General features: G+C 30.3%; 13 protein-coding genes. 6 read left to right on the top strand and 7 right to left on the bottom strand.

The window, feature by feature from the left end; genetic code table 11:
- Nucleotides 1-17: 17 nt before the first annotated feature.
- The 5 genes from M3P09_RS07390 (at nucleotide 18) to M3P09_RS07410 (ending at nucleotide 3,828) form a co-directional block, all read left to right on the top strand.
- Entirely contained in the window at nucleotides 18-584 is a 567-nt protein-coding gene (locus M3P09_RS07390; protein WP_249972615.1) for a DUF4126 domain-containing protein, read from the top strand.
- A 48-nt stretch (nucleotides 585-632) separates the two neighbouring features.
- Entirely contained in the window at nucleotides 633-1,361 is a 729-nt protein-coding gene (gene kdsB / locus M3P09_RS07395) for a 3-deoxy-manno-octulosonate cytidylyltransferase (RefSeq protein ID WP_249972616.1), read from the top strand.
- A gap of 45 nt (nucleotides 1,362-1,406) precedes the next feature.
- Nucleotides 1,407-2,108 carry an HAD family hydrolase gene (locus M3P09_RS07400; RefSeq protein ID WP_249972617.1) on the top strand — a complete coding sequence of 234 codons (702 nt, stop codon included), beginning with the start codon at nucleotides 1,407-1,409 and terminating at the stop codon, nucleotides 2,106-2,108.
- Between the two features lie 87 nt (nucleotides 2,109-2,195).
- Complete coding sequence (locus tag M3P09_RS07405) at nucleotides 2,196-3,278, top strand: iron-containing alcohol dehydrogenase family protein (RefSeq protein ID WP_099565696.1); 1,083 nt, start codon at nucleotides 2,196-2,198, stop codon at nucleotides 3,276-3,278.
- Nucleotide 3,279: 1 nt separating this feature from the next.
- Nucleotides 3,280-3,828, top strand: coding sequence for a 1-acyl-sn-glycerol-3-phosphate acyltransferase (locus M3P09_RS07410; protein WP_099565697.1), 549 nt, complete (start codon nucleotides 3,280-3,282; stop codon nucleotides 3,826-3,828).
- Here the strand turns inward: M3P09_RS07410 and M3P09_RS07415 are convergent, their stop codons facing one another.
- The 3 genes from M3P09_RS07415 to M3P09_RS07425 form a co-directional block, all read right to left on the bottom strand.
- Nucleotides 3,829-4,434 carry a peroxidase-related enzyme gene (locus M3P09_RS07415; RefSeq protein ID WP_099565698.1) on the bottom strand — a complete coding sequence of 202 codons (606 nt, stop codon included), beginning with the start codon at nucleotides 4,432-4,434 and terminating at the stop codon, nucleotides 3,829-3,831.
- A gap of 170 nt (nucleotides 4,435-4,604) precedes the next feature.
- Nucleotides 4,605-5,795: a retropepsin-like aspartic protease gene (locus M3P09_RS07420; protein WP_249972618.1), complete on the bottom strand. Its 1,191-nt coding sequence runs from the start codon at nucleotides 5,793-5,795 to the stop codon at nucleotides 4,605-4,607.
- Between the two features lie 91 nt (nucleotides 5,796-5,886).
- Nucleotides 5,887-8,490 (bottom strand): zinc-dependent metalloprotease, encoded by a 2,604-nt coding sequence (locus M3P09_RS07425; protein ID WP_249972619.1) that lies wholly within the window; start codon nucleotides 8,488-8,490, stop codon nucleotides 5,887-5,889.
- A gap of 189 nt (nucleotides 8,491-8,679) precedes the next feature.
- Between M3P09_RS07425 and M3P09_RS07430 the strand changes: the two genes are divergently transcribed.
- Nucleotides 8,680-9,408 (top strand): NYN domain-containing protein, encoded by a 729-nt coding sequence (locus tag M3P09_RS07430; protein ID WP_099565701.1) that lies wholly within the window; start codon nucleotides 8,680-8,682, stop codon nucleotides 9,406-9,408.
- Between the two features lie 3 nt (nucleotides 9,409-9,411).
- Here M3P09_RS07430 and M3P09_RS07435 read toward each other — a convergent pair whose 3' ends face one another.
- The 4 genes from M3P09_RS07435 to M3P09_RS07450 all read right to left on the bottom strand — a co-directional run bounded on the left by M3P09_RS07435 (nucleotide 9,412) and on the right by M3P09_RS07450 (nucleotide 14,181).
- A complete protein-coding gene (locus M3P09_RS07435) occupies nucleotides 9,412-10,275 on the bottom strand; it encodes an alpha/beta hydrolase (RefSeq protein WP_249972620.1) in 864 nt (287 codons plus the stop codon).
- An 8-nt stretch (nucleotides 10,276-10,283) separates the two neighbouring features.
- A complete protein-coding gene (locus M3P09_RS07440) occupies nucleotides 10,284-11,003 on the bottom strand; it encodes a YebC/PmpR family DNA-binding transcriptional regulator (RefSeq protein ID WP_099565703.1) in 720 nt (239 codons plus the stop codon).
- 86 nt (nucleotides 11,004-11,089) lie between these two features.
- The gene (locus M3P09_RS07445; RefSeq protein ID WP_249972621.1) at nucleotides 11,090-12,124 is read right to left on the bottom strand and encodes a hypothetical protein; all 1,035 of its coding nucleotides are present in this window, start codon (nucleotides 12,122-12,124) and stop codon (nucleotides 11,090-11,092) included.
- Nucleotides 12,125-12,126: 2 nt separating this feature from the next.
- A complete protein-coding gene (locus M3P09_RS07450; RefSeq protein ID WP_249972622.1) occupies nucleotides 12,127-14,181 on the bottom strand; it encodes a carboxy terminal-processing peptidase in 2,055 nt (684 codons plus the stop codon).
- Between the last annotated feature and the right edge of the window lie 34 nt (nucleotides 14,182-14,215).

Raw genomic sequence — 14,215 nt, forward strand, 5'->3', positions numbered from 1 at the left:
TTTGATTAGATTTAATTATGACAATAGAAACCATTATTAGTATATGTTTAGGTGTTGGACTTGCAGCATCAGTTGGGTTTAGAGTTTTTTTGCCTTTGTTTGCATTGAGTCTAGCTTCTTATTTTGACGTTTGGCAACTCAACGAATCTTGGCAATGGATAGGTAGTACAACAGCTTTAATAACTTTAGGTGTAGCAACACTAGTAGAAATATTTGCTTATTTTATCCCTTATATCGATAATTTGTTGGATAGTATTGCAGTGCCATTAGCTGCACTAGCAGGAACTGCTGTTATGATGTCTACAGTTGCCGATTTAAGTCCAGTGGTAACTTGGTCGTTGGCTATAATAGCTGGAGGAGGAACAGCAGCAGCCATAGCAGGAACTTCAAGTACAACGCGTTTAGCATCAACAGCTACAACAGGAGGTTTAGGAAACCCTATAGTTTCTAGTTTAGAAACGGGTACATCTGTAGTAATGTCATTAGTTTCAATATTCTTACCAGTTATAGCCATAATTTTAGTGGCAATCATATTATTTATAATTTTTCGACTTTATAAAAAGTTTAGGCCAACTAATCCTTAAAACCTCTAATATTTATTCTATTTTTGAATTAGAATTGAATAATTACTTATGAAAATAATCTCAATGATTCCTGCACGCTATAGTGCTACTCGTTTTCCAGGGAAACTTATGCAAGATTTAGGCGGAAAAACTGTTATTCGACGTACTTATGAAGCTACAGTTGCTACTCATTTATTTGATGATGTTTTTGTGGTAACTGACAGTGATATTATTTATAATGAAATTGTAAATAACGGAGGTAAAGCCATTATGAGCATTAAGGAACATGATTGCGGTAGTGATAGAATAGCCGAAGCTGTTGAAGATTTAGATATTGATATTGTTATTAATGTTCAAGGGGATGAACCTTTTACTGATGCTGAGTCATTAAAAAAATTAATTGAAGTTTTTAAAGATGATAGTGATAAAAACATTGATTTGGCATCATTAATGGTGCATATTACAGATGTTAATGAAATTAATAATCCAAATACAGTAAAAGTAATAGTTGATCAAACAAATTTTGCATTATATTTTTCTCGAAGCCCAATACCATATCCAAGAGATGAAAACGTAGGAGTCAAATATTACAAGCACAAAGGTGTTTATGCTTTTAGAAAGGAAGCCATTTTAGATTTTTATAATTTACCTATGTTACCACTTGAAGCTTCAGAAAAGATAGAATGTATACGTTATTTAGAATATGGAAAACGTATAAAAATGGTAGAAACTGATATAGAAGGAGTAGAAATTGACACACCAGAAGATTTAGAACGCGCAAAAAAATTATGGAAATAACTTGTGCTGAACTCGTTTCGGTTACTCACTCATAAATAATTTAAATTGAATAAAAAATACGAAAACATTAAAGTAATTGGTTTTGATGCAGATGATACGCTTTGGGTAAACGAAACCTATTTTCGTGAAGCAGAGATGGAGGTTCAACGCTTATTGTCAGAATATGAAACCCCAAATAAAATAGACCAAGAATTATTTAAAATGGAAATGAAAAACTTACCGCTGTATGGTTATGGTGTTAAGGCTTTTATTTTATCTATGGTTGAAGTCGCTTTGGAATTATCTAACTATAATATTTCAAATAAAACTATTGAGGCTATTTTAAATATTGGTAAAAACATGTTAGAAAAGCCTGTTGAATTGCTTGATGGTGTTGAAGAAGTATTAAACACGTTATCAAAAAAATATCGATTAATATTAGCGACAAAAGGTGATTTGTTAGACCAAGAACGAAAACTTGAAAAATCTGGATTAACTAGATATTTTCATCATATTGAAGTATTAAGTGATAAACAAGAAAGTAACTATTCTAACCTTTTAAATCATTTAGATATTAATCCATCAGAATTTTTAATGATTGGAAACTCTTTAAAATCTGATGTTTTGCCTCTAGTAAATATAAAGGCAAATGCAGTTCACGTTCCATTTCACACAACTTGGGCGCACGAAGAAGTAAGTAAAAAAGAAACTAATGGTAAAACCTATAGAACTATTAGTGGTTTAAAAGACGTATTAAAATTATTGTAATTTTAGTAAGATATTTCACTAATATTTAACCGAGTTAAAGTGAAATTAGTACTATTTTTACATTTTGTAAAAAGAAAAATATATTAAATGAGTTATAAAAACTTTCCAATGGTGCCAAGAGTAATTTTTGGCAGAGGTAGTTTTAATCAGTTAAGTGATATTATTGCCCCAAAACGATTAAGTATTAATGCCCCATTCATTTTTTTAGTGGATGATGTATTTAAAAACAAAACCTGGTTAACATCACGAATACCTACTTCGTATGATGATAGAATTATATTTATATCCTCAAAAGAGGAGCCCAAAACTTCACAGGTTGATGAACTAGTTGAAGAGATAATTTTAAAGACGAAAGAACGCCCATCTGGAATTATAGGAATAGGAGGAGGCACTCTGCTAGATTTAGCAAAAGCAGTTTCTATAATGATTACAAATGAGGGTGAAACTAAAAACTACCAAGGTTGGGATTTAGTTAAAAATCCTGCAATATACCATGTTGGAATCCCTACTATATCTGGTACAGGTGCTGAGGTTTCAAGAACGACAGTACTTACTGGACCAGAAAGAAAATTAGGAATTAATTCAGATTTCACTCCTTTTGATCAAGTTATATTAGATTCTGAACTTACTAAGGATGTGCCCACAGAACAGTGGTTTTATACAGGAATGGATTGTTATATTCATTGTATTGAGTCGCTTACAGGGACTTATTTAAATGCATTTAGCCAAAGTTATGGAGAAATGGCATTAGAGCTTTGCAAAGAAATATTTTTAGAAGATTCACTTACCAAAACTGATGCACAAGAAAAACTTATGATGGCATCATGGCATGGAGGCATGAGTATTGTTTACTCTCAAGTTGGTGTGGCACATGCAATGAGTTATGGATTATCATATTTATTAGGTACTAAACATGGTATAGGTAATTGTATTGTTTTTAATCATTTGGAGGAGTTTTACCCTGATGGAGTAAAACTATTTAAAGCCATGAAGAAGAAGCATAATATTGTTTTACCAAAAGGGATTTGTGCCGATTTAAGCGATAGAGAATTAGATATAATGATTAAAATATCCCTTAGCCTAGAACCTCTTTGGGAAAATGCCTTAGGTGAAAATTGGAAGAAAAAAATAACACCTAAAAAGCTAAAAGAACTTTATCAAAAAATGTAAGATGCGTTGGTTAGCCAGATTTATTTATTTTAAGCTTTTAGGATGGAAAGCTGTTGGCAATATCAATTTTTCTCAAAACTCAATTAAAAAAGCCGTCATTATAGCTGTACCGCATACAAGCTGGCATGACTTTTATATCGGTATTTTACTTCGATCAGTATTAAATATTAAAACAAATTTTGTAGGCAAAAAGGAATTATTTGTTTTTCCCATTGGATGGTTTTTTAGAGCTTTAGGGGGAGCACCTATAAATAGACAATCTAATGAAAACAAGGTAGAGGCCATAGCAAAATTATTTAACGATAGAGAAGAATTTAGAATGGCTCTGGCTCCAGAGGGTACAAGAAAAAAAGTAGAGGAGTGGCGCACTGGGTTCTATTATATAGCAAAAGAAGCTAATGTGCCCATCATTATGTTTACGCTAGATTTTGAAAACAAACAAAATAAAATTTCCGAGCCTTTTTATCCTACAAATGATACTAAAGCAGATTTTGAATTTATGTACAATTTCTATAAAGGTGTCAAAGGGAAAGTTCCAGAATACTCATAACTATTTATGATTCCAGGCACTTTCATCATTTTTATTGTTTGGCGATAACCCTAGCACTTCATTATTAGTATTTACCCCTAAACCAAGAACTGTTCTATTAGCATAATTAAAATATGAAACAACTTGGTTTACTTCTAGTATTTCACCATCATTAATTCCATAATTTCTTAGTTTATTTATATCATTCTCACTTATTTTATTTGCCTCAAATGTCAGTTGTTTTGCATAAACAGATAAAGCAAATTCCTTTTCATTTAAAATTTCAAGTAGCGAATCATTTTCAATATGAAACTTAATCAATTCAGCTTTCACATCATCATTTAAAAAACGTTTCATGCCTTCATAATGGTGTTTATAGCAATACTCACAATTATTAATATAACTGGTGTAAGTACCTAAAAGTTCTAAAAACCAATTTGGAAAAGTGTTATTTGTATGATGCAATGTGTTTTTATAAATACTCATATGACCAACCAGCGTGTGAGGTCTTAAGCTGTGAATACTGAGAACATTATCTATTTGATCATTTGGTCCTTTAATTTTTTTATAAATAGATTTTAATTTACCAGTGGCTTCTTCAAAAGGAATGACTTTAATCCAACTCATTTCATAATTATTTTTTAACTAATTTCTATTTAAACAATGCTTTGGCACACATTTTGAATGTTAACTAGTAGAATCACGAATGAAACATAAAGTAAACCAGTTACTGGCTCTAAAAAGAAACATTCGTTCTATATATACACTTAAAGCTACTTTAATTTAGAGTAGCTTTTTTACTTTGGTAATGTTTTTTTAACGTTAACGGTTTTTAATAAGCCCTCACTATTTTTTATAGTTAATTCTATCGTATCATTTTTATTATATAACGCCTTAGCTGTTATAAAATCACAAACAGGAATACTACCAACATCAAGTGTATTTAATTTAATAATTTCATCACCAAAACTAATTACTTTTTTTAGCTCCTCATCCCATACAATTCCAACAACAAGTTTGTTATTTATAATAGTAGGACTAAACCCTAAAACTTTTTCCTGCAGATCTATTGTAGGTTTATAAGAATTAAAATAGAATTTTTTATTTAAAAAATCTATTGTTACCATTCCGTATTTTAAAATTTCTGCTCCAATTCTAGAATTATTGTCGTTAGTTGTTTCTGTTACAACATTTTTAAATATAGTATTGTTTACTTTAAAAGTATCTGCCGTTACTCTATAATGTCTGTTATTATCAGCAGCACCGAATAAACCAATACTTTTACTACCAAAACCTTTATTATTAACTTTAAAAATATTATTCTTTTGTAGTATGCCAAAATTCTTCAGAGATAAATCGTAAAAGCCTTTCATCCCCGTGTCAATTAATAATTGCTCTCTAGCATTTGTTTCACCTTTCAAATTAATCCATATATACGGGCTTTTTTGCCCACCAATTAAATAAAGCTTAGTAGCATTTTTTTTATTTAAAGTAAGTTTCTTCTTTGCATCAGTCAGCCTAATTATTTTTTCTTTTAAATCGATTTGAACTATAGATTTTTGTAACATATTACTTCCAATGAACCCGTCAATTTCAAAGCAATCAAAAATTAAATTGCTTTTACTTTTATCAACTAATGCTGGACAATTTTTAAAAATAACATTGCCAAATGTTATTTGAGGAATAGAAACAACCTCCAAGCTATTTTGTTTATTTGATGAATCTTTTATGTTAATACTTTTAATTGATGTAGTTTTAATTGCATTTTGAAGCTTTTCTGATATTAAGTTTGGAGCACCAGTATCTAATAAAAAACGATACGTTTTATTTTCAATTATAACTGGAACAATTATTTTTTCTGAAATAAAATCAAAATTAATTTCTGTATAATAGTTTTTTGGAGTAATTAAATCTTTTTTGAAAATATTTTTTTGACCAAAAGATTGGATTACAATACACAAGAAAACAATGCTTATAGTTTTTTTCATTTTAAAGATTTTTTATTAAGATAAATAATAAAATTAAAAAGCCACATCAATCAGGAGACATGGCTTTTTATACTTTTTATTAAATATAGTGTTATTTAATTTCTTTTATTGCATTATCAATAAGGGTTCTTAAATGTTGTTTGTGTGCTCTTGATGATATATTACCAGAAGGTGCGGCCATGGTTCTAATGTTTTTTAAATTATATAGAGCCATTGATTTTGCATTATTTGTATACCTGCTATTTTGTTTACCAGTTAGCATATCAATTAGCATATTAGTATATTCTAATTGTAAATTTTGTCTAAATGAATTAACATTAGTATAAATATCTGCTTTAAAAATAGCATTATTTAGATCCCTCATAAAGGCAGATAATTTATACTCGTTACCATACAATTCAGAATCAGTAATACGTTGTAAAGTATTTGGATGCAAAATATGGTTTAATACATTTTTTTGATACCCTAATACTTGACGATGAATTTTTGGGTCTTCAGGAGAACGGAAAAAGCCATAACCCCTGCGCTGCATTGCTAAGTAATTGTATAAATCATTTGGTGCATCAAATGCATTTGGAGCAAAAACATGTTTGCTTAAAGTAGTCATAGCTCGTTTTTGGTCTTCTAAACTTACTGGAGTATAAGGTTGTGTCTCTCCTTTTTGACCAGACATAGCTCTATCTACATAAACTCCACCAATAAATCTTGATACAACATTGGCAGCACTTCCTTTTTGACCGCTTAAAATATAATAAGCTTGTCGAAGTTCTTGATAGGATTGACCAGATTTTGAAAATTTATCTTTGATGCCTTTCATCATAGTATTAATAACCTCAAAACGATCATTAGAGTATGCTATTTGATCGTTAGACATATCACCAACCATAACACGTGGATCAATAGCTTTTCCTGGTGATCGCATGTCATCTGCATCATTACCAAAAATTAACTCTGGTTTAGTAGATTGATTTAATAACGCAGTCCTTTCACTTTTACTTTTAAATGGAGTATATCCAAATTGAATGGCCCAAACATCGTACGGTCCAACTGCCGTATCGTAATATTGACCTTGTTTACTTCTATCTTTTGTAATGTTTATTGCAGCGTAATCCATAACAGAACCAGTTAAACATTTTCCTTTAATAAAGTCTGGATCTGCTAATTGCTCAGGAGAGAATAATTGACTCGCCTTCATGTTATGGTTTAAACCTAATGTGTGTCCAACTTCGTGCATTATTAAAGCTATCATCGCTTCTTTTTTCATACGCTTCATTTCTAAATCTGAAGCATTAGAAGCTTTTAATACTGCATTACCGAAAAGTGTGTTTTCGTGCATAACATGACCTAATGAACAATACATTTTATGATCTTCTTCAATTTCAGAATTCTCAAAAGTTTTGTTTAATGATGCTAAGTCGAATAACTTATCATACATCACCCTATTCGTAAAATGAACATACTCTAGCATAATATCTGCTCCTAAAATTTGTCCCGTTTTTGGGTTAACAAAGCTAGGGCCGTAACCACCAAAAGGAGGTTGTGGAGATGATGTCCAACGTAATACATTATATCTTATATCTCCAGCATCCCAATCGGCATCATCAGGTTGCACTTTTACTGCCAAAGCGTTTTTAAACCCAGCTTTTTCAAAAGCTACATTCCATTGTAAAACAGCATTTGTTATTGTTTCCCTCCATTCAACAGGTGTTGAGTTCTCAATCCACCAAGTAATAGGTTCTACTGGTTCAGATATTGCGGCATTTGGATCTTTCTTTTTTAAGTTCCAACGGTGAACTAAATCTCTATATGGTGTTGCACTGGTAGAAGTTTGATCTTCTACTTGAGTTAAAAAATAGCCAACTCTAGGGTCATCGTACCTTATCTCGTAATCGTTATCAGGCATTTCAATTAAACTGTGAAACACTTTAATACTAACATTTCTGCCATCAGCAACAGCATTTGATCCTCCGTTTAAAACAGAAGGAGAGGAATATACATACTCCACTTGAAGATCAGTGTTTGCTTCATAATTTCTAATAGAGTTAATTTTTGTTTTTCCTTTATTTAAACTACCAAGTTTAAAAGCTGTTGGAGATGTTCCTGGAAATCTTGGTCTTTTTATTTGAGAAAATGTTTCACTCAAAAATAAGCCATCAGCTTTAATTAAATAAAGCCCTTTCTTTTTATCGTGAGCTTCAACTTTTACACTTGCCATATTCCCATTACTGATGTTGGCATCCTTTGATTTTGAAAGAGCGCTTTCTGGATCGAAATAAAACGAATTGTTTTGAGTTTCAAATTCAATTTTATTAAAATATTTTTTAATCTTGAAAACTTTTGAACCTCTATAAGAACCTCTAATGATTCTTCCTGCATCCATAACTCCATCTGCAATTTGACTAAAATAAATATATTCTTTATCTATCTGATCGTCAGAAATTAGCATTTGTAAAGACCCAGTAATAGTATCTTGATAAATGGTAAATAACCCTTCAATCTTTTTACTTGATTTAACAAGGTCTTTAATTTTCTTTTCTTTAGATTTTTTTGCAACAGGCTTAGCTGGTGTTTCAACTTGATTTTTTTTCTTACCTCTTTTTCTTTTTTGTGCCTCAGCATTTTGTGGAATAAGAAAAATTGCTAACAAAAATGCAACACTAAAAAGCTTTAAAGCTCTGAGTTTTTGATGTTTCATAAAATAAAATGTTTAAGAATAGGAATTCGAATGATTGTTTTTTGATTAGTGATGCTAAAAATAAAAAGAAAGCAATGGTTATTTCTTTATAAAATGTTAAAACATGTTAATAGAAGTTCTACATGCATGAATTGACGAAAAAATTAATGTAAAGACTTATTCTGTTATATTTCAGTACCTTTATAAAATATGATAAAAGATACTAAGATTGCTGTATTAATTGATGGGGATAATATTCCATCTAAGTATATTTCTGAAATGATGGAAGAAATAACTAAATACGGTACGCCAACCATAAAAAGAATTTATGGGGATTGGACTAAACCACATCTATCTAAATGGAAAAACATACTGCTTGAAAATGCCATTACACCTATACAACAATATGGTTATACAACAGGAAAGAATGCAACAGATTCTGCTATGATTATTGATGCTATGGATGTTTTATACTCTGAAAAAGTAAATGGCTTTTGTTTGGTATCGTCCGATAGTGATTTTACAAAACTTGCAACACGTTTACGAGAAGCAGGAATGGTTGTTTATGGAATGGGGGAGAAAAAAACCCCAAACCCGTTTATTGTTGCTTGTGATAAGTTTATTTATTTAGAAATTCTTAAAACGACTAATGATAAGGATGAAAAGGGTGGAAAAACTAAAAAAGCAAACTTATACAATATTACACCTAAGGTAATACGCCTTCTTAAAAACTCAGTTGCCGATGCAGCTGATGATGATGGTTGGGCATTTCTTGGAGATGTAGGTTCTTTAATACTAAAAAAGCAGCCAAATTTTGATTCTCGTAATTTTGGATATGAGAAATTAACACCATTATTTAAGTCGTTGGACCAATTTGAAATGGAACAACGTGACCAAACTAATACTAGGTTTAAGCTGATTTATGTTAGGAATAAATAGATTTTACTCAATAATGATTTTTGGTTCTTTAGATAAATAGCCTAAAGATTTTAAAAAGTTATCTGTAGCCTCTAGGGTTTTTCTGTAATTGTCAAAATTGTTTTTACCCGACCTTTTGTAATTAAAAAAGCCATGAGCTTCTCCTTTGTACAACATTAAATCACACCTATTGCCAAATTCTTCCATTTTGCTTTTATACAATTTTGCGGTTTCTACAGGAACTAAATGATCTTTTGTGCCCAATAAAAATAGAGTAGGAGGCGCATTTTTTTTAATATTATGCAATGGAGAAAATTTTGAATATGCATTACCTATTCTTTCATATCCATAACCGTTTGGACCGTTATCGATAACAGGATTAAAAAGAACTAAAGCATTAGGGATACAACTAACGGACAAATCATCCGTTGAGGCGTTATAATCACTAATTAAAGCTGTAGCTGATGCTAAGTGCCCTCCTGCAGAACCTCCTGATGCAACAATTTTATTCTTGTCAATATTAAATGCGCTCGCATTTTTTCTAATAAACCGAATGGCAGACTTTGCGTCTATTAATGATTCAAAAGGCGAAGTATTGTGTTTGTTTTTAACCCTGTAGTCTACAAGAAAACAAACTAATCCTCTTTTTGACAAGTAGGATGCTTGACGTTCAAATTGATTTCTGTTACCTCCATTCCATCCACCTCCAAAGTAAAATACCATAGCTGGATATGTTTTTGTAGCATCAACATTTTTGGGGCTGTAAACTTCCAAATATAATTTAGTAGTATCAATTTTCTTGTAAACTACTAGGTCTTGTGAAAAGGAGTTTGAGTAATTTATAATAATTAAAAATACAGTAATTATGTGTTTTATTGTATTCCCCATATCATTGTTTATTCTGCACTTTCTTCCATTGTATGATACACATTTTGTACATCATCATCTTCTTCAATTTTTTCTAAAAGCTTTTCAACATCAGCTACTTGTTCAGGTTTTAGTTGTTTGGTAACTTGCGGAATGCGCTCAAAGCCAGATGATAATATTTCTATTTCACGTTTTTCTAATTCAGCTTGTATAGCACCAAAGCTTTCAAAAGGAGCGTAAATTAAAATACCATCATCGTCAGCAAAAACTTCTTCGGCTCCAAAATCTATAAATTCTAATTCTATTTCTTCAGCGTCTAAACCTTCAGCATTTATTCTAAAATTACAAGTATGATCGAACATAAACACAACTGACCCCGAAGTTCCTAAACTACCATCGCATTTGTTAAAGTAACTCCTTACATTGGCAACTGTTCGTGTATTATTATCGGTTGCAGTTTCCACTAAAATAGCTATACCATGTGGAGCATAGCCTTCAAAAATAACCTCTTTATAATCTCCTTGACCTTTTTCGCTGGCTTTTTTAATAGCACGCTCTACATTGTCTTTTGGCATGTTCACAGACTTCGCATTTTGAATAACTGCACGTAAACGTGAATTACTATCAGGGTCTGGTCCGCCTTCTTTTACTGCCATTACAATATCTTTACCAATACGTGTAAAGGCTTTGCTCATAGCTGACCAACGTTTCATTTTTCTTGCTTTCCTAAATTCAAAAGCTCTTCCCATAGTTAAAAATGTTATTTTATATCCCTAAAATAGGGAATTATTTAAATTATTTTTGTTTTAATTTTTTTGCGAATTTAATAAATCTATTAATCGGTTGGAATATGTTTGGCTAAAAACCTTTCGTTAATAGCGTTTAATTTATTAATCAATGCATTTCTTTTATTATTTAAATCTGCATTTGTTTTATTGTAACCTTTAACACCTTTGTTAAGCAGCTTTACTTGTTCATTGTAATTATCAACTTGCTTTTTTGTGCGTTTTTTTTGTGGCGTTTTATCTAGTGCCTTTTTTATGGTTTCAAAATTTTCATTAATCAATAAAAAATCTATTAAGATTGGAACTTTGTTTTCTGCTTCATCTTTAAAAAAATCAAATAGTTCTTTTGTTATAGAAACTATAGATTTATCTCCTTTATAAGTTTCTAGCTCAGATAATTTAAGAAGCCCTTCTTTAGCTGATTGATTAAGTGCATTTGCGCTCTGCTCAATGGCACCAATATCTGATTTTTCAAGAGCATCCATCAAGTATACTTCATTTATATATACTTTAAAATAAATGAGATACATTTCGTTATAATGTTTAAAAACCTCATTTGATATTTCCATCTTCTTTCCTAAGTCGGTATCACCTTCAATAATTTGTATGTTATGTTTGTTTGCATAAGCATAAAAATCAGTTTCGTACTGTTGTTGAGCTTCTTCCATCTTTTTATCCGCTAACTCTTGCGCTAACATATATGCTTCCATAAGATCGTAAGATTGCTCTGCAACTTCTTTCATGTCAATTATTTTTGCATAATCATGGTTAAGCAAATCCTTATTAAATGTCATGTGGCTTAAAACTTTATTTTTATAATCGTCTCCATCATAGCCATTTGCTCTTTTAATTTTAACTATAGCACGTTCTATAGTTTTAATTAAAATATTTCGTTTGCCACGAATAGTTCTGTCTTTTTTACTGTGAGCAATTGCTTTGGTGTAATTCCACATACTCTTAGTTATAGACTTATGCTCCTTACCTACAAAATCTAAATATTCATTGGCATTTTTAAAATTTTGTGAACTTGCATAAGTAGCTATGCTTAAAAATAAAATGGTAAAGTAGATTTTAATTATTTTCATATTTAGTTTGTTGTTTTTGAATTTATTAAATCAATTATAATAGCATGTGTCTCATTCAAAATTATATCTTTAGTTAAATCACTCAATACCGTTTTATTATCATCTATCGCAGAGGAATCAAACTGAATTATTTTATTTGTAGAAGTAGTATTTACGAATTTTAGCTGCTCAGAGTCTTTATTGGTTACATTTTTATACCATTCCCAAAGTTTCTTGTAGTTATCAATATCATGGTAAACATTATCGATAGTAAGAGGGTATTGATCTTTTTTGTTTATATAACTTTTAATTAGTTCTTTATTCATTCTTGAAATATTTTTGAAATCATTATTTGCATTTATTCGATTACTACTTAGTAGCTTAAGCTTATTAATGTTTGGCTTTTTACTTGGAATATGCCTAATATTTGGTTTAATAGAATCGTTCTGCAAAGCAAATTTTTCATAACGCTCTTGAGTTTCAAAATCATCATAAATTGTAGGAATGATGACATCTGGAATTACACCTTTGGATTGAAGGCTTTTTCCCGTAGGTCTATAAAATTTTTCAATGGTTAGTTTAGCAAAACCTAAATCTTTGTTTTCATCCAATGGAAAAATAACTTGAGCACTAGACTTACCATGGGTAGTTCCGCCTACAATAATGGCTCTATTATAATCTTGCATTACAGAGGCAAAAAGTTCTGATGCTGAGGCACTAAAAGCATTAATTAGTACCACTACTGGTTTACTAAATATTGTCCCTCTTTTAAAGTCCTTAATAGTATGTATCTCACCGTTATTATATTTGATGATAGATGTGGGCCCTCTATCGATAAACATACCAGATAAATCTGAAGCTTCTTTCATAGAGCCACCACCGTTAAATCTTAAATCTATAATTAAGCCTTGTATGTTTTCTTTTTTTAGTTTGTAAATTTCTTTTGCAAAATCATTTGCCATCCCTAATCCATTTGGTGATTCTAAATCTGTATAAAAGCTAGGTATTTTTATATAACCAATTGTTTTATTGTTTTTAATAAGATACCCTCTAACACTATTTGACTCAATTTCTACAGTTTTTTTTGTTAATTCAACATCCAAAACTAGTCCATTAGACTTTTTAATTTTAAAAATAATTTTTTGTTTATTATCATCGTTTAAGTAAGCTATTACATCTTCATTCGATACACAGTATGTTTCTAATATATTATCATTGTATTTCAAAGATTTAATAATATCGTTTACTTCTATATTGATGTTTTTAAAAGCAGGACTTCCAGGAGCTATATAAGAAATAACTATGTCTCCTTTTTCATTTTTAGTTGTTGTTATACCAAAGGAAAGTTGACTATTAGCAACCAAATTTTCGAATTGAACTTTGTTTGAAGAATTAAAATAAATTGAATGGGGATCTTGATAATTTAAAAAAGCATTAAAGAAAGATTCTTTGACAAATTGATCTATCCCACCGCTTTGATTTATTAATTCATCTAACAAACACAATTCGTTTCGAATAATTTGAGGTTTAATTTGGCGCTCTAAAACAGTGAAATTTTTCTTTAAATTATCTAATACAGAATCATTTTCAATAAGCTTAGTAATAATGCTATATCTAACCTTTTTACTCCAATATTTTTTTGCATCATCTGTATCTTCAAAATATTTATAACCTAAATCTGCATCATAATACAATGTGTCTACACCAGAATAATTTAATGTTTTGTCTGTTAATTCACTTATATATGATTTAGATAAGTTTACACGTTGTTTTAGCTTATCAATATATATATTGATAAACTCACAACTATTTAAGTTTAGATAATCGTCAAGTTTGTAGATATCTTTTTTAAAGGTTTTAATATCACCTAGCGTAAAAAACCTTTTGTTTTTATCTAAATTATTAACAAATAATTTGTGTACCTCTTTTGATAGGCTATCATTGATAGGCTTTGGCGCGTAATGAGAAGTTTTAACTACAGCTTTTAGTTGAGTTATTTGTTCGCAGAATTTTTGATTTTGAGCAATTACCTTGAGACCCAATAAAAAATATAAGAGAAGTAAGTATTTTTTGAGCATTAACTTAATTTCAAGAACAACTAAGGTAAGAAAA

Origin of the sequence: Jejuia spongiicola, assembly GCF_023502325.1 — a bacterium.
GTDB classification, from domain to species: Bacteria; Bacteroidota; Bacteroidia; order Flavobacteriales; family Flavobacteriaceae; genus Wocania_A; species Wocania_A spongiicola.